The sequence below is a fragment of the Pseudomonas sp. AC083 genome (genome assembly GCF_979253165.1).
Map to the genome: position 1 here is coordinate 85572 of NZ_CEEDDH010000010.1, position 14989 is coordinate 100560.

Annotated in this window: 16 protein-coding genes; 10 read left to right on the forward strand and 6 right to left on the reverse strand. The window is 59.4% G+C overall.

Annotated elements, in window-relative coordinates; genetic code table 11:
- Window positions 1–6 precede the first annotated feature (6 nt).
- On the forward strand, window positions 7–1362 hold the full coding sequence (locus tag AC0IXA_RS16190) for a tryptophan--tRNA ligase (protein WP_471813868.1): 1356 nt from the start codon (window positions 7–9) through the stop codon (window positions 1360–1362).
- A 90-nt stretch (window positions 1363–1452) separates the two neighbouring features.
- On the forward strand, window positions 1453–2547 hold the full coding sequence (zapE, locus tag AC0IXA_RS16195; protein ID WP_016773254.1) for a cell division protein ZapE: 1095 nt from the start codon (window positions 1453–1455) through the stop codon (window positions 2545–2547).
- A 224-nt stretch (window positions 2548–2771) separates the two neighbouring features.
- Here the strand turns inward: zapE and AC0IXA_RS16200 are convergent, their stop codons facing one another.
- Window positions 2772–3668, reverse strand: coding sequence for a GlxA family transcriptional regulator (locus AC0IXA_RS16200; protein ID WP_162999820.1), 897 nt, complete (start codon window positions 3666–3668; stop codon window positions 2772–2774).
- A 250-nt stretch (window positions 3669–3918) separates the two neighbouring features.
- On the opposite strand from AC0IXA_RS16200, the gene AC0IXA_RS16205 reads away from it, so the two are divergent.
- Window positions 3919–5055, forward strand: coding sequence for an acyl-CoA dehydrogenase family protein (locus AC0IXA_RS16205; protein ID WP_024014254.1), 1137 nt, complete (start codon window positions 3919–3921; stop codon window positions 5053–5055).
- A 156-nt stretch (window positions 5056–5211) separates the two neighbouring features.
- On the opposite strand, the gene AC0IXA_RS16210 is transcribed toward AC0IXA_RS16205, so the two are convergent.
- Window positions 5212–6252: an NADP(H)-dependent aldo-keto reductase gene (locus tag AC0IXA_RS16210; RefSeq protein ID WP_039761359.1), complete on the reverse strand. Its 1041-nt coding sequence runs from the start codon at window positions 6250–6252 to the stop codon at window positions 5212–5214.
- Between the two features lie 244 nt (window positions 6253–6496).
- Here AC0IXA_RS16210 and rplM point away from each other — a divergent pair, with 244 nt between their 5' ends.
- The 7 genes from rplM to AC0IXA_RS16245 all read left to right on the forward strand — a co-directional run bounded on the left by rplM (window position 6497) and on the right by AC0IXA_RS16245 (window position 11386).
- Window positions 6497–6925, forward strand: a complete 429-nt coding sequence (gene rplM / locus AC0IXA_RS16215) for a 50S ribosomal protein L13 (RefSeq protein ID WP_003228062.1) — start codon at window positions 6497–6499, stop codon at window positions 6923–6925.
- A gap of 14 nt (window positions 6926–6939) precedes the next feature.
- Complete coding sequence (gene rpsI / locus AC0IXA_RS16220) at window positions 6940–7332, forward strand: 30S ribosomal protein S9 (protein WP_003228056.1); 393 nt, start codon at window positions 6940–6942, stop codon at window positions 7330–7332.
- A 273-nt stretch (window positions 7333–7605) separates the two neighbouring features.
- Window positions 7606–8199: a ubiquinol-cytochrome c reductase iron-sulfur subunit gene (gene petA, locus AC0IXA_RS16225; RefSeq protein WP_007917031.1), complete on the forward strand. Its 594-nt coding sequence runs from the start codon at window positions 7606–7608 to the stop codon at window positions 8197–8199.
- Window positions 8199–9410: a cytochrome b gene (locus AC0IXA_RS16230; RefSeq protein ID WP_024014252.1), complete on the forward strand. Its 1212-nt coding sequence runs from the start codon at window positions 8199–8201 to the stop codon at window positions 9408–9410. The genes petA and AC0IXA_RS16230 overlap by 1 nt, the downstream gene beginning before the upstream one ends.
- Window positions 9410–10192, forward strand: a complete 783-nt coding sequence (locus AC0IXA_RS16235) for a cytochrome c1 (RefSeq protein ID WP_024014251.1) — start codon at window positions 9410–9412, stop codon at window positions 10190–10192. Before AC0IXA_RS16230 ends, AC0IXA_RS16235 begins: the two co-directional genes overlap by 1 nt.
- A 146-nt stretch (window positions 10193–10338) precedes the next feature.
- Complete coding sequence (locus tag AC0IXA_RS16240) at window positions 10339–10956, forward strand: glutathione S-transferase N-terminal domain-containing protein (RefSeq protein WP_007961620.1); 618 nt, start codon at window positions 10339–10341, stop codon at window positions 10954–10956.
- 16 nt (window positions 10957–10972) lie between these two features.
- Complete coding sequence (locus AC0IXA_RS16245) at window positions 10973–11386, forward strand: ClpXP protease specificity-enhancing factor (RefSeq protein WP_016773263.1); 414 nt, start codon at window positions 10973–10975, stop codon at window positions 11384–11386.
- 49 nt (window positions 11387–11435) lie between these two features.
- On the opposite strand, the gene AC0IXA_RS16250 is transcribed toward AC0IXA_RS16245, so the two are convergent.
- The 4 genes from AC0IXA_RS16250 to AC0IXA_RS16265 all read right to left on the reverse strand — a co-directional run bounded on the left by AC0IXA_RS16250 (window position 11436) and on the right by AC0IXA_RS16265 (window position 14879).
- Entirely contained in the window at window positions 11436–12014 is a 579-nt protein-coding gene (locus AC0IXA_RS16250; RefSeq protein WP_024014250.1) for a BON domain-containing protein, read from the reverse strand.
- Complete coding sequence (locus tag AC0IXA_RS16255; protein ID WP_008082788.1) at window positions 12011–12604, reverse strand: phosphoheptose isomerase; 594 nt, start codon at window positions 12602–12604, stop codon at window positions 12011–12013. The genes AC0IXA_RS16250 and AC0IXA_RS16255 overlap by 4 nt, the downstream gene beginning before the upstream one ends.
- A gap of 101 nt (window positions 12605–12705) precedes the next feature.
- Entirely contained in the window at window positions 12706–13068 is a 363-nt protein-coding gene (locus AC0IXA_RS16260) for a YraN family protein (RefSeq protein WP_341639448.1), read from the reverse strand.
- Entirely contained in the window at window positions 13068–14879 is a 1812-nt protein-coding gene (locus tag AC0IXA_RS16265; RefSeq protein ID WP_016773266.1) for a penicillin-binding protein activator, read from the reverse strand. The genes AC0IXA_RS16260 and AC0IXA_RS16265 overlap by 1 nt, the downstream gene beginning before the upstream one ends.
- Window positions 14880–14989: the final 110 nt, after the last annotated feature.

The window sequence follows — 14989 nt, forward strand, 5'->3', positions numbered from 1 at the left end:
TTACCCATGACCAACCGTACCCGCATTCTCACCGGCATCACCACCACCGGCACGCCGCACCTGGGCAACTACGCCGGCGCGATTCGCCCGGCAATCCTCGCCAGCCGCGACAGCCAGGCCGATTCGTTCTATTTCCTGGCCGACTACCACGCGCTGATCAAATGCGATGACCCGCTGCGCATCCAGCGCTCGCGTCTGGAAATCGCCGCGACCTGGCTGGCCGGTGGTCTGGACGTTGATCGCGTGACCTTCTACCGCCAGTCCGACATCCCGGAAATCCCCGAGCTGACCTGGCTGCTGACTTGCGTCGCCGCCAAGGGCCTGCTCAACCGCGCGCACGCCTACAAGGCGTCGGTGGACAAGAACGTTGAAACCGGTGAAGACCCGGATGCCGGCATCACCATGGGCCTCTACAGCTACCCGGTGCTGATGGCCGCGGACATCCTGATGTTCAACGCGCACAAGGTGCCGGTCGGTCGCGATCAGATTCAGCACGTGGAAATGGCCCGCGATATCGGCCAGCGTTTCAACCATCTGTTCGGTCAGGGCAAAGAGTTTTTCACCATGCCCGAAGCGCTGATCGAAGAAAGCGTGGCCACCTTGCCGGGCCTCGACGGTCGCAAGATGTCGAAGAGCTACGACAACACCATTCCGCTGTTCTCCAGCGCCAAAGAGATGAGGGACGCGATCTCGCGGATCGTCACTGACTCCAAGGCTCCGGGCGAAGCGAAAGATCCTGACAACTCGCACCTGTTCACTCTGTTCCAGGCCTTCGCCACCCCGGCGCAGGCTGACGAATTCCGCAGCGAACTGCTCGGTGGTCTGGGCTGGGGTGAGGCGAAGAATCGCCTGTTCCAATTGCTCGACAGCGAGTTGGGCGAGGCGCGCGAGAAGTATCACCAGTTGATCGAGCGTCCGGCGGACCTGGAAGACATCCTGCAGATCGGTGCGAAGAAGGCCCGCGCCGTGGCCACGCCGTTCCTCAATGAATTGCGCGAAGCTGTCGGCCTGCGTTCTTTCGTCAATCAGGTTCAGGTGGCCGCGACTACCAAGAAAAAAGCCGCGAAAGCCGCGCGTTTCGTCAGCTTCCGCGAGGACGACGGCAGCTTCCGTTTCCGTCTGCTGGCGGCCGATGGCGAGCAATTGCTGCTGTCGCGCAACTTCGCCGACGGCAAAACTGCCGGCCAGGTGACCAAACAGTTGCAGTCCGGCGAGCCGCTGGACGTGCGTACTGAAGAATTGAGCTTCAGCGTCTGGCTGGCCGGTGAGTGCGTGGGCGACAGCCCTGCCTTCGCCGACGCCGCCGCGCGGGACGCCGCCATCGAGGCGTTGCGCGTCGCACTGACCCCGGCTCAGGACTGATCGGCGGCACGACCCAACCAAGGGCCGATTGCCATTCCCACAGGCCGTCGCTACAGTGACGGCCCGTTTTTGTTGCCTTGCTAACGAATTATGACGCCCCTAGAACGATATCAAGCTGATCTGAAACGCCCGGACTTCTTCCATGACGCCGCGCAGGAAACTGCTGTGCGTCACTTGCAGCGTCTGTACGACGACTTGATCGCCGCTGACCAGAACAAGCCGGGCTTGCTCGGCAAGCTGTTTGGCAAAAAGGATCAGGCACCGGTCAAGGGCCTGTATTTCTGGGGCGGCGTCGGTCGCGGCAAGACTTACCTGGTCGACACCTTCTTCGAAGCGCTGCCGTTCAAGGAAAAGACCCGCACGCACTTCCACCGCTTCATGAAGCGTGTGCACGAAGAAATGAAAACCCTGGGCGGCGAGAAGAACCCGCTGACCATCATCGCCAAGCGCTTCGCGGCCGAGTCGCGGGTGATCTGCTTCGATGAATTCTTCGTCTCCGACATCACCGACGCGATGATCCTCGGCACGCTGATGGAAGAGCTGTTCAAGAACGGCGTGACCCTCGTCGCGACGTCGAACATCGTTCCGGACGGCCTGTACAAGGATGGCCTGCAACGCGCGCGCTTCCTCCCGGCCATCGCGCTGATCAAGCAGAACACCGAGATCGTCAACGTCGACAGCGGCGTCGATTATCGTCTGCGTCACCTCGAGCAAGCCGAGCTGTTCCACTATCCGCTCGACGAAGCCGCGCACGAAAGCCTGCGCAAGAGCTTCAAGGCGCTGACGCCGGAGTGCACGGCGGCGGTGGAAAACGATGTGCTGATCATTGAGAACCGCGAAATCCGCGCTCTGCGCACCTGCGACGACGTGGCCTGGTTCGACTTCCGTGAACTGTGCGACGGCCCGCGCAGCCAGAACGACTACATCGAACTGGGCAAGATTTTCCACGCCGTCCTGCTCAGCGGCGTCGAGCAGATGAGCGTCACCACCGACGACATCGCCCGGCGCTTCATCAACATGGTCGACGAGTTCTACGATCGCAACGTCAAACTGATCATTTCTGCTGAAGTCGAGTTGAAGGATCTGTACACCGGCGGACGCCTGACCTTCGAGTTCCAGCGCACGCTGAGCCGACTGCTGGAGATGCAATCCCACGAATTCCTGTCGCGGGCGCACAAGCCTTAAACGGAGTTTCGGCAACGAAAAAGGGCCTGCGATTGCAGGCCTTTTTTATGCGCTGAAGTTTTTCCCTGTGGGAGCGAGCCTGCTCGCGAAAGCGCAGTAACTGATCGTTCCCACGCTCCGCGTGGGAATGCATCCCGTGACGCTCCGCGTCACTTGCGAGGCGGACGCAGAGCGTCCAGTGGCGGCATTCCCACGCAGAGCGTGGGGACGATCATCAGGCCGGATCAGGCAGCCTGCTGAAACTGCTGCCGATACTGATTCGGCGACAGCTCGGTGTGCTGGCGGAACAGTCGCGCGAAGAAGCTTGCATCGTCGTAACCGACCTCATAACTGATGGTCTTGATGCTCTTGCGCGTGCCCGAAAGCAGGCCCTTGGCCGTCTCGATGCGCAGGCGCTGCAAGTAGTGCAGCGGCTTGTCGCCGGTGGCGGTCTGGAAGCGGCGCATGAAGTTGCGGATGCTCATGCCATGCTCGCGGGCGACGTCTTCGAAGCGGAACTTGTCGGCAAAGTGTTCTTCGAGCCACTGCTGGATCTGCAGGATGATCACGTCCTGATGCAGCTTTTGCCCACCAAAACCGATACGTCCCGGCGAATAGCTGCGCTGCACTTCGTAGAGAATGTCGCGGGCCACGGCTTGCGCCACGTTCGCGCCGCAGAAGCGTTCGATCAGATAGATGTAGAGATCGCAGGCCGAGGTCGTGCCGCCGGCGCAATAGAGATTGTCAGCGTCGGTCAGGTGCTTGTCCTGATTCAGATAGACCTTGGGGAAACGCTCGGCGAAGGCATTGAAGAAGCGCCAGTAGGTGGTCGCTTCCTTGCCGTTGAGCAGCCCGGCTTCGGCGAGCCAGAACACTCCGGTGGCTTCGCCGCATAACACCGCGCCGCGCGCATGCTGTTCGCGCAGCCACGGCAGGATTTGCGGGTAACGGCTGCACAGCGTGTCGAAATCGTCCCAGAACGCCGGGAGGATGATCACGTCGGCGTTTTCCAGGCCGCCGTCGACCGGCATCACTACGTCGCTGAAGCTTTTTACCGGTTTGCCATCCGGGCTGACCAGGCGAGTTTCAAACGCCGGTGTCAGGCCGTGGCCCAGTTGTTTGCCGTAACGCAGGCTGGCCACATGGAAAAAATCCTTGGCCTGCATGAGGGTGTAAGCGAAAACCCGGTCGATGGCCAGGATGCTGACGCGCCGCAAGGGCGGGGAGACGTGCTTAGACATAATTCAACTTTTGTTTTGTTTTTATAAGGGAAAGTGGTCACCAGACGGCTGGATCGTCTTATTTTTTGTCGGATGTGTCCAGTGTCCCGTAGCAGGAGTCGGGCTTAGTCTCTGAGAGCCGTATCCCTCCAACAACAAAGAAAGGTGCCGCATGATCCCCAGAACCCTGTTCAGCTCCGAGCACGAATTGTTCCGCGACAGCGTGCGAACTTTCCTCGAAAAAGAGGCCGTGCCGTATCACGCGCAGTGGGAGAAGCAGGGGCACATTGATCGCGCGCTGTGGAACAAGGCGGGGGAGGCGGGGATGCTCTGTTCGCATCTGCCGGAAGAGTACGGCGGGCTCGGCGCGGATTTCCTCTACAGCACCGTGGTCATCGAGGAAGTCGGGCGTCTGGGGCTGACCGGTATCGGTTTCTCGCTGCACTCGGACATCGTCGCACCGTACATCCTGCATTACGGCAGCGAGGCGCTGAAACACAAATACCTGCCGAAACTGGTGTCGGGGGAAATGGTCACGGCGATTGCCATGACCGAGCCTGGCGCCGGTTCCGACCTGCAAGGGGTGAAAACCACGGCGGTGCTCGACGGTGACGAATATGTGATCAACGGTTCGAAAACCTTTATCACCAACGGTTTTCTGGCTGACCTGGTGATCGTGGTGGCCAAGACCGACCCCAAGGCTGGGGCCAAAGGCACCAGCCTGTTTCTGGTGGAGGCGAATACGCCGGGCTTCGAGAAGGGCAAGCGCCTGGAGAAGGTCGGCATGAAGGCGCAGGACACCTCGGAACTGTTCTTCCAGGACGTGCGCGTGCCGAAGGAAAACCTTCTCGGCCAGGCGGGTGCCGGGTTTGCCTATCTGATGCAGGAGTTGCCGCAGGAACGTCTGACCGTGGCTATCGGCGGCCTGGCCTCGGCCGAGGCAGCGCTGCAATGGACGCTGGATTACACCCGCGATCGCAAGGCGTTCGGCAAGGCGATTGCCGATTTTCAGAACACCCGCTTCAAACTGGCCGAGATGGCTACCGAGATCCAGATCGGCCGGGTCTTCGTCGATCGCTGCCTGGAGCTGCACCTGCAAGGCAAACTCGATGTGCCGACGGCGGCGATGGCCAAATACTGGGGCACCGACCTGCAATGCAAAGTGCTCGACGAGTGCGTGCAACTGCATGGCGGCTACGGCTTCATGTGGGAATACCCGGTGGCCCGGGCGTGGGCGGATGCGCGGGTGCAGCGGATTTATGCCGGCACCAATGAAATCATGAAGGAGATTATTGCGCGGTCGCTTTGATGATCGTTCCCACGCGCAGCAAAGGAATGCCGCCGGGGACGCTCCGCGTTCCGCTGTTGAGGTAATCCGACTGGCCTCTTCGCGAGCAGGCTCGCTTCCACAGGGGATCACCGTACCTGAGGGAGCGAGCCTGCTCGCGAAGCTTTTGGCGGTCAGTTACGGCGCGGGATTCGGATGATCCTTGTGAATCGCCTCGATCCCGGCCAGCACTTCATCGGACAGTTTCAGATCAAAACTGGCAATGTTGCTGTCCAGTTGCTCAAGCGTCGTCGCGCCAATGATGTTGCTGGTGACGAACGGTTGCTGGGTCACGAAGGCCAGGGCCATTTGCGCTGGGTCCAGACCGTGTTCACGGGCCAGGGCTACGTAACGGCTGCACGCCGCCTCCGATTGCGGGTTGAAATAGCGGCTGAAGCGGCTGTAGAGGCTCAGACGGCCTTTCGGTGGTCGGGCGCCGCCTTCGTACTTGCCGGAGAGGAAGCCGAACGCCAGTGGCGAGTAGGCGAGCAGGCCGCACTGTTCGCGAATGGCGATCTCGGCCAGGCCGACTTCGAAGCTGCGGTTGAGCAGGTTGTACGGGTTCTGGATCGATACCGCACGCGGCCAGCCACGGGCTTCGGCCAGAGCCAGAAAGCGCATCGTGCCCCACGGCGTCTCGTTGGACAGACCGATGTGGCGGATCTTGCCGGCCTTCACCTGTTCGTCGAGTGCTTCGAGGGTGTCTTCCAGCGGCGTCAGGTTGGCTTCGATCTTGTGCTTGTAGCCCAGCTGTCCGAAAAAGTTGGTGCTGCGTTCCGGCCAGTGCAATTGATACAGATCGATGTAATCGGTCTGCAGGCGCTTGAGGCTGCCGTCCAGTGCTTCGGTGATGTGCTGGCGGTTGTGGCGCAGGTTCTTGTCGCGGATGTAGTCGATGGTGTTGCCGGGGCCGGCGATCTTGCTGGCGAGGATCCAGTCGGCACGGTCACCGCGACTCTTGAAGTAATTGCCGATGTAGCGCTCGGTGGTGGCGTAGGTTTCGGCTTTGGGCGGCACCGGGTACATTTCGGCGGTGTCGAGGAAATTGATCCCCGCTTCTTTGGCCCGCTCGATCTGGGCGAAGGCTTCAGCCTCAGTGTTTTGCTCGCCCCAGGTCATGGTGCCGAGGCAGATTGCACTCACGTTCAGGTCGGTACGGCCTAGCTGGCGATAGTCCATCGGGTGCTCCTTGGGCAAAACAATCATAAAAGCAGGTTGAAAAATTTTTCGCAATCTGCATAATTGCCGACCTCTTTCTGCAGTGGAAGTGATGCGCCGCCGCCGAAGAATCTTGCCGTTGAACGGACGCGCCGACCCGAGCCCCCGAAAGCGTCTGTATCCGGCTGCCTTTGACTTGTCAAAGTACGCACTATTCAGTAAGATCCGCCGTCTTATTTACAGGCGGCCCCTGAGGCTATAAAGAATGAAAACTTTTACTGCTAAACCGGAAACAGTAAAGCGCGACTGGTTTGTCGTCGACGCTGCTGGTCAGACCCTGGGTCGTCTGGCCACCGAAATCGCGAGCCGTCTGCGTGGCAAGCACAAGCCTGAGTACACTCCTCACGTTGACACCGGCGACTACATCGTCGTCATCAACGCCGAGCAGATCCGTGTTACCGGCGCTAAAACCACTGACAAAATGTACTACTCCCACTCCGGTTTCCCGGGAGGCATAAAGTCGATCAACTTTGAAAAGCTGATCGCCAAAGCCCCTGAGCGCGTGATCGAGACCGCGGTTAAAGGCATGCTGCCTAAAAACCCACTGGGTCGCGACATGTACCGTAAGCTGAAAGTCTATGCGGGCGCTGCACACCCTCATACTGCTCAGCAGCCCCAAGAACTGAAGATTTAACGGAATAGTTCATTATGTCGGCGACTCAAAATTACGGCACTGGCCGTCGCAAGACCGCAACCGCACGCGTTTTCCTGCGTCCGGGTACTGGTAACATCTCCATCAACAACCGTTCGCTGGATAACTTCTTCGGCCGCGAAACTGCCCGCATGGTAGTTCGTCAGCCGCTGGAGCTGACCGAGACTGTCGAGAAGTTCGACATCTACGTCACCGTGATCGGCGGTGGTGTAAGTGGTCAGGCTGGCGCAATCCGCCACGGCATCACTCGCGCTCTGATGGACTACGACGAAACCCTGCGTAGCGCTCTGCGCAAAGCTGGCTTCGTTACCCGCGACGCCCGTGAAGTTGAACGTAAGAAAGTTGGTCTGCGTAAAGCGCGTAAGCGTCCGCAGTACTCGAAGCGTTAATTCCGCTTCCACGTTCAAAAAAGAACGCCCGCCTCCTCACGGAAGCGGGCGTTTTTTTATGCCTGCGATTTATCAAAGAATTGCGTTGTGACAACTTGCCACAGCCGTAGACCCCCTATACTCCAAGGCTTAAGGGGCTGAGCCCCGGGGAATTAACCTTGTCAGAATTGGGGGTTTTCATTACCATTCGGGCAAAATTTTTATAAGTAACATTTGATTTATTTAGTAGACGCCTGATTTAACAGGCCAAAAAAGCTGATGGGAGAGGACTGAATGAGCAATGACGGCGTGAATGCAGGCCGGCGTCGCTTCCTGGTGGCAGCCACATCCGTGGTGGGTGCTGCAGGAGCGGTGGGGGCTGCGGTCCCGTTCGTGGGGTCATGGTTTCCCAGTGCCAAGGCGAAAGCTGCCGGTGCACCGGTGAAAGTGAATGTCAGCAAAATCGAGCCAGGCCAGCAGATGATTGCTGAATGGCGCGGCCAGCCGGTGTTCATTGTCCGCCGTACCGAGGAAATCCTGGGGAATCTCAAGAAGATCGAGGGTCAGCTCTCCGATCCGACCTCCAAAAACTCCACGCAACCCACTTATGTCGACCCGGAAGTACGCTCGATCAAGCCGGAGATTCTCCTGCTGATCGGGATCTGTACGCACCTGGGTTGCTCACCGACCTTCCGTCCCGAAGTGGCACCTGCGGATCTGGGCAAAGACTGGGTAGGTGGCTATTTCTGCCCGTGCCACGGTTCCCACTACGATCTGGCTGGCCGCGTCTACAAGTCGCAACCTGCGCCTTTGAACCTGCCAGTTCCCCCGCATTCCTATGAGACCGATGACCTGATTGTCATTGGCGTCGATACGGAGAAAGCGTGATGAGCAAGTTCATGGATTGGGTTGATGCACGCTTTCCCGCGACCAAGATGTGGGAAGACCATCTCAGCAAATATTACGCACCAAAAAACTTCAACTTCTTCTATTTCTTCGGCTCGCTGGCGCTGCTGGTGCTGGTCAACCAGATCGTCACCGGCGTCTGGCTGACGATGAGCTATACGCCGTCGGCAGAAGAAGCCTTTGCTTCCGTTGAATACATCATGCGCGACGTCGAGTACGGTTCGATCCTGCGTCTGCTGCACTCGACCGGCGCCTCGGCGTTTTTCATCGTCGTCTATCTGCACATGTTCCGCGGTCTGCTCTACGGCTCGTACCAGAAACCGCGCGAGCTGGTCTGGGTGTTCGGCATGCTGATCTACCTGGCACTGATGGCCGAAGCGTTCATGGGCTATCTGCTGCCGTGGGGCCAGATGTCCTACTGGGGTGCTCAGGTGATCATCTCGCTGTTCGGCGCGATTCCGCTGATCGGCGATGACCTGACCCAGTGGATTCGTGGTGACTACCTGATCTCCGGAATTACCCTGAACCGCTTCTTCGCCTTGCACGTGGTCGCGCTGCCGATCGTGATTCTCGGTCTGGTGGTCTTGCACATTCTGGCGCTGCACGAAGTCGGTTCGAACAACCCTGACGGCGTCGATATCAAGAAGCACAAAGACGAAAACGGCATCCCTCTGGATGGCATCGCGTTCCACCCGTACTACACGGTGAAGGACATTGTCGGTGTGGTGGTGTTCCTGTTCATCTTCTGCTTCATTGTGTTCTTCTTCCCGGAAATGGGCGGCTACTTCCTCGAAAAACCGAACTTCGAGCCGGCCAATCCATTCAAGACGCCTGAGCATATTGCCCCGGTCTGGTACTTCACTCCGTTCTACGCAATCCTGCGTGCGGTGCCGGACAAACTCCTGGGCGTTATCGCCATGGGTGCGGCGATTGCGGTGCTGTTCGTGCTGCCATGGCTGGATCGCAGTCCGGTGAGATCGATGCGCTACAAGGGCTGGCTGAGCAAAATCTGGCTGGTGGTGTTCTGCATCTCCTTCGTGATTCTCGGCATTCTTGGCGTTCTGGCGCCGACGCCAGGGCGCACGTTGCTGTCGCAGGTCTGCACCTTCCTTTATTTCGCCTACTTCATTCTGATGCCGTTCTACACCCGGCTCGAGAAGACCAAACCGGTTCCGGAAAGGGTGACTGGCTGATGAAAAAGTTATTTCTTGCTCTGATTTTTGCTGCGCTGCCTTCCCTGGTTTTTGCTGCCGAGGGTCATGGTCCGGAACTGGAAAGTGTCGATATCGACGTCTCCGACAAAGCCGCCCTGCAGGATGGTGCGCGGACCTTTGCCAACTATTGCATGGGTTGCCACAGTGCCAAGTTCCAGCGTTACGAGCGCGTCGCCGATGACCTCGGCATCCCGCACGAGTTGATGCTGGAGAAGCTGGTGTTCACCGGTGCCAAGATTGGCGACCACATGAACATCGGCATGCAGCCTGCCGACGCCAAGACCTGGTTCGGCGCAGCGCCGCCGGACCTGACTCTGGTAGCGCGAGTACGCGGCACCGACTGGCTCTACGGTTACCTGAAGTCGTTTTACGAAGATCCGGCGCGTCCATGGGGCGTGAACAACAAGGTCTTCCCGAACGTCGGCATGCCTAACGTGCTGGTCGGCCTGCAAGGTCGTCAGGTTGTCGGCTGCAAACAGGTGCAGATCGTCGAGGACGGCAAGAAGCAATACGATCCGCTGACCGGCACGCCGCTGACCCATGAAGCGTGCGATCAGTTGACCATCGTGCCGAAGTCCGGTGCTCTGAACGAAGAGCAGTTCGATGAGAAGGTCAAGAATCTGGTAACCTTCCTGGCTTACTCGGCTAACCCGGTTAAGCTGCAACATCAGCGCATCGGTACTTATGTCTTGCTGTACCTGGCGTTCTTCTTTGTGTTCGCCTACCTGCTCAAGCGTGAATACTGGAAAGACGTGCACTGATACGCTTCAAGCATTGCTGTTAATCGCGCGCGCCCAAGGGCGCCTCCGCTAAAGCAGGATCTGCTCAGTCAGACCCTGCGGGAGGTGCCCTCTGGGCGCGCGCGTTTTTCCGGTTCCGACAAATTCAACAAGCGAGGAGGATCGCCATGGGCGTGACCAATCGGTTGGCCTGTTACTCCGACCCCGCCGACCACTATTCCCACCGAGTGCGCATCGTGCTTGCAGAGAAGGGTGTCAGCGCCGAAATCATTTACGTGGAAGCGGGCCGCCAGCCGCCTAAACTGATTGAGGTGAACCCTTACGGCAGTCTGCCGACGCTGGTCGATCGTGACCTGGCGTTGTGGGAGTCGACCGTGGTGATGGAGTATCTGGATGAGCGTTACCCGCACCCGCCGCTGATGCCGGTTTATCCGGTGGCGCGGGCCAACAGCCGTCTGCTGATCCACAGGATTCAGCGTGACTGGTGCGGGCTGGTGGATCTGATTCTGGATCCCAAGAGCAAAGAGGCAGCACGGGTCGTGGCGCGCAAGGAATTGCGCGAAAGCCTGACCGGCGTTTCGCCGCTGTTCGCCGACAAGCCGTTCTTCCTCAGTGAGGAACAAAGTCTGGTGGATTGCTGCCTATTACCCATACTCTGGCGTTTGCCGATTCTGGGTATTGAACTGCCGCGGCCGGCCAAGCCGCTGCTTGATTATATGGAGCGCCAGTTTGCGCGTGAGGCTTTCCAGGCGAGTCTGTCTGGTGTCGAACGCGATATGCGCTAAGGCTTAAGGAGCCGCTATGAACTCCAGTCGACCTTATCTGGTCCGCGCGCTCTACGAGTGGATTGTGGATAACGATTGCACCCCGCACATGCTGGTCAACTCCGAGTACCCGGCGGTGCAGGTGCCACAGGGTTTTGCCAGTGACGGCCAGATCGTCCTGAACATCTCGCCGAGTGCCGTGCGTCATCTGCACATGGATAACGACGTGGTGACGTTCGAAGGCCGCTTCGGCGGTGTTCCGCACAGTCTCTACGTGCCGATCAGCGCGATCCTGGGCATTTATGCGCGGGAGAACGGCCAGGGCATGGTGTTTGACCTCGAGTTGCCGATGGACGACGAGGAAGACATCGATCCGGATGACGACTCGCCGCCACCGGGCAGCGAGCCGCCACGCCCGAGTGGCCGGCCAAGTTTGAAGGTTGTGAAATAAAAAAAAGGCGATCCGGATGGATCGCCTTTTTTGTGTCTGCCTTTTACGGTCAGTCGATGTATTCGAACAGCTTCACGATCTTCTGCACACCGGACACACCCTGAACCAGATTGGTTGCCTGAGTGGCTTCCTGTTTGGTCAGCAGGCCCAGCAGATAGACGATGCCGTTCTCGGTCACGACCTTGATACGCGAGCCCGGGATGCTGGCGTCGGTGAGCATCTGGGTCTTGATCTTGGTGGTCAGCCACGCGTCGTTCTGGCGCGCGAGCAGGGAGGAGGGTTGCAGCACTTGCAGCTCGTTGTGCACTTTCTTCACGCGCTGGACGTTGGCGGCGGCCTGTTCGGCTTTGGCCTTGAGGTCTTCGCGCGGAGTCTGGCCGGCGAGCAGGACGACGCCGTTGAAGCTGGTGATGACGATGTGCGAGTCGTTGTCCAGTGCCGGATCGGCCTTGGCGATGTTCACGCCTGCTTTGGTTTCGATCAGCGAGTCGTCGATCTTGCTGCCGAAGGTGCGCGTGCCACGGTCGTCTTCGATCGGCGCTTCACGGCTGGCGTTCACCACCGAGGTGCAGCCGCTGATGCCGAGGCACAGGGTCAAGGCCAGAAGGCCAAGGCGATTAGGGGTCATTCTTCACTCCCGAACAGTTGGCTGTCGATCAGATCGCAGAGGCAATGGATCGCCAGCAAGTGGACTTCCTGAATACGTGCAGTGACGTTGGCCGGTACGCGAATCTCGACGTCCTCGGGCAACAGCAGCGACGCCATGCCGCCGCCATCGCGTCCGGTCAAAGCTACGACAATCATTTCGCGATCATGTGCGGCCTGGATCGCTTGAATAATGTTCGCCGAGTTGCCGCTGGTCGAAATCGCCAGCAACACATCGCCCGGCTGGCCGAGCGCGCGGATCTGCTTGGAGAACACTTCGTTGTAGCTGTAATCGTTGGCGATCGAAGTGATCGTCGAAGTGTCCGTGGTCAGCGCAATCGCCGGCAGGCTCGGACGCTCGCGCTCGAAGCGGTTGAGCAGCTCCGAAGAAAAATGCTGGGCATCGCCGGCCGAGCCACCGTTGCCGCACGAGAGCATTTTGCCTTCGTTGAGCAGGGCGTTGACCATGATCTGGCTGGCTTGCTCGATGTGCGGTGCAAGTACGTCCATCGCCTGTTGCTTGGTGTCGATACTGGCCTGGAAAAGCTGGCGAATTCGGGATTGCATGTCCATCTGTGTGACCTTAAGTGGCGCGGCTGTTCGGCACGTGAATGTGCAGCCGGCAAAGCAAAGAGCAAAATGTGTCGGACGAAAACAGGGCAGGGTGCAGGCGATCAACTGTCGAAAGCATTCTGCAACCAGTTCAGCTGATTCGGGTGGCTGTCGATCGCCACCACATCGAAGCGGCAGGGGGAATTGGCCCAACGCGACTCGCGCTGAAGAAAATACTGTGCTGCAAAGATCAGTTTCTGCTGCTTGCGCTCGTCGATACTGGCGAGCGCGCCACCCCATTGAGTGTTTTTTCTGTAGCGAACTTCAACGAATACTACTGTATCGCCATCAAGCATGACCAGATCAAGCTCGCCGCGTTTGCATAACCAGTTCTGCGCCAACAGGCGCAGACCTTGTTGTTGCAGATGTTCGAGCGCTTGGCGCTCGGCATCCTTGCCGCTTTGCGAGCGTGACCTGTCGGACATCAGCGCGGAGTGTCCGGCAGACGCTGCACCTGACCGCTGACGAACTGTGCCCATGGCAGCTGGCGCACTACGCGTTGGGTCTGGGTCATGCCGAGGCTGCCCGACTGACCTTCGATGCGGCTGTCCGGCAGGGCCTTGAGTTGGCCAAGGCGCGGTGCCAGGCGATAGGCGTCGGCGCCCATGGCGTACAGGCGACCGAGGCTGCCATTGGCTTGCGGCCATTGCGCAGCTACTTGCTGGCGCAGCGGATCGCTGGTTTCCAGCAGCCATGGGGTTTCGCAGAAGCGAATGCCGTTCATGTCGTTGTACTGATTGACGTCGCCGCTGGCGCTGTACACATGGGAGGTCGCGTAGACGGGAACGTCACCGGCGTACTGGAAGTTCAGGGTCGGCTTGATCTGCTGGGCCTGTTGCGGCGTGGCGGCCAAGAAGATGAATTCGATGTCCTGACGACGCGAAGGCTGCGCGGCGACATTGGTGCCGGCAACATTCTGCAGGCTCTTGGCTCGAGCTTCGCTCTGACGCAGCTGGAACATGTCGGCGATCTGCTGGGCCAGTTGCACCGGCTGATCGACACGTTCGGTGGCAACGATGCTGCCGCCATTGGCTTGCCAGTCCTGGCTGAAGGCGCGCAGGACTCGATCGCCCCATTCGCCCTTCGGCACCATGATCGCGGCGCGATGCAGGCCGTCGGCACGAGCGCGACGGGAAACTTCGCGAGCTTCGTCTTCAGCAGCGAGACCGAACTGGAACAGTTGCGCCGGGCCTTGCTCGCCTTCGCTGTAGTTCAGCGCCAGGGTGGTGATCGGCAGTTGCGGGCGAGTGCTCAGTTGCTTGACCAGTGGTTTTTCCAGTGGGCCGACTACCAGTTGCACGCCGTCAGCCTGGGCCTTGCGATAGAACTCGTCCATCGAGGTCAGCTTCGAGCTGTCGTAGAACTCGATGGCAGGTGGGTTCTGGCCGGCCTGTTGCGCCTGATAATGCGCGGCCATGAAGCCTTCACGCAGCGCTTTGCCGACCGACGCCAACTGGCCGTCCTGTGGCAGCAGCAGGGCGATTTTGCTCAGTGGCTGGCTGGCCAGTTCCTTGAGTTTGGTCAATGGCAGCGGCAGGTTGACAGCCGCCGGGTGCTTTGGATTCTGCGCACGCCAGTTGTCGATCGCGGCCTGTTGCTGTTCCAGCGTGCCTGCGGTTTTCACCGCTTGCGCCAGAGCCATCCAACCGCCGAGATCGTCGGTGTTGTTCGGTTGCAATTGATCGGTTGGCAGCGACGCGATCAGGGTCCAGATCGCTTCGTGGTTCTTGCTCGCCGCTTCGCCTTCCAGCATCGGTGCAATGAACACACGCTCACGGGCAGCGGCCAGCGTCTGGCCATCGGCTTCAAGGGCGCGGGCGTGAACAGTGCCAGTGCGCACTTGCTGCTCTTCCGGCATTTCGCTGAGCTTCTGGAAGCTCGGATGGCTCAGGGCGGTCAGCGCAGCTTTCGGCTGATTGCGCGTCATGGCCAGTTCGGCGGACAGCGTATTGGCGAAAATCTGCTGGCCTGGCTTGAGTTGCTCCACCGGCACTTGTTGCAGGATTTGCGCGGACTGGCCGGCATTGCCTTGGCGGTAAGCCTGGTCCGCCGCGCTCAGGCGCAGCAGGGCGGCTTGTTCCGGGGTTTTAGCCTGGGCAGCCTGTTCGAGCAGTTGCTCGATGCTGGCGTCCGGAGTCCGTGGAAGTTCGCCAAGGCTGGAGGAAGGGGAGCTGGCACACGCGGCCAACAAGGCAGCGAGGCAGAGGGCAGTGAACAGCCGCAGGCAAGCGATCATGTAAGTGTTCCTGATACTCGATCAAATTAGCGTGGAATTGTACCCAAGCACTGGCCGGGGCGCGATGTTACTGGCGTGAATCGGTCAATTTAGCTGGAGTAAATGTTGCG

Excerpts from the sequence above, each read along its gene's own strand:
- AC0IXA_RS16240 (WP_007961620.1), top strand. The coding sequence starts at position 10,339 with ATGGGCGTGACCAATCGGTTGGCCTGTTACTCCGACCCCGCCGACCAC.
- petA (WP_007917031.1), top strand. The coding sequence starts at position 7,606 with ATGAGCAATGACGGCGTGAATGCAGGCCGGCGTCGCTTCCTGGTGGCA.
- AC0IXA_RS16190 (WP_471813868.1), top strand. The coding sequence starts at position 7 with ATGACCAACCGTACCCGCATTCTCACCGGCATCACCACCACCGGCACG.
- AC0IXA_RS16235 (WP_024014251.1), top strand. The coding sequence starts at position 9,410 with ATGAAAAAGTTATTTCTTGCTCTGATTTTTGCTGCGCTGCCTTCCCTG.
- AC0IXA_RS16230 (WP_024014252.1), top strand. The coding sequence starts at position 8,199 with ATGAGCAAGTTCATGGATTGGGTTGATGCACGCTTTCCCGCGACCAAG.
- rpsI (WP_003228056.1), top strand. The coding sequence starts at position 6,940 with ATGTCGGCGACTCAAAATTACGGCACTGGCCGTCGCAAGACCGCAACC.
- AC0IXA_RS16265 (WP_016773266.1), bottom strand. The coding sequence starts at position 14,879 with ATGATCGCTTGCCTGCGGCTGTTCACTGCCCTCTGCCTCGCTGCCTTG.
- zapE (WP_016773254.1), top strand. The coding sequence starts at position 1,453 with ATGACGCCCCTAGAACGATATCAAGCTGATCTGAAACGCCCGGACTTC.
- AC0IXA_RS16210 (WP_039761359.1), bottom strand. The coding sequence starts at position 6,252 with ATGGACTATCGCCAGCTAGGCCGTACCGACCTGAACGTGAGTGCAATC.
- AC0IXA_RS16245 (WP_016773263.1), top strand. The coding sequence starts at position 10,973 with ATGAACTCCAGTCGACCTTATCTGGTCCGCGCGCTCTACGAGTGGATT.
- AC0IXA_RS16255 (WP_008082788.1), bottom strand. The coding sequence starts at position 12,604 with ATGGACATGCAATCCCGAATTCGCCAGCTTTTCCAGGCCAGTATCGAC.
- AC0IXA_RS16205 (WP_024014254.1), top strand. The coding sequence starts at position 3,919 with ATGATCCCCAGAACCCTGTTCAGCTCCGAGCACGAATTGTTCCGCGAC.
- AC0IXA_RS16260 (WP_341639448.1), bottom strand. The coding sequence starts at position 13,068 with ATGTCCGACAGGTCACGCTCGCAAAGCGGCAAGGATGCCGAGCGCCAA.
- AC0IXA_RS16250 (WP_024014250.1), bottom strand. The coding sequence starts at position 12,014 with ATGACCCCTAATCGCCTTGGCCTTCTGGCCTTGACCCTGTGCCTCGGC.
- rplM (WP_003228062.1), top strand. The coding sequence starts at position 6,497 with ATGAAAACTTTTACTGCTAAACCGGAAACAGTAAAGCGCGACTGGTTT.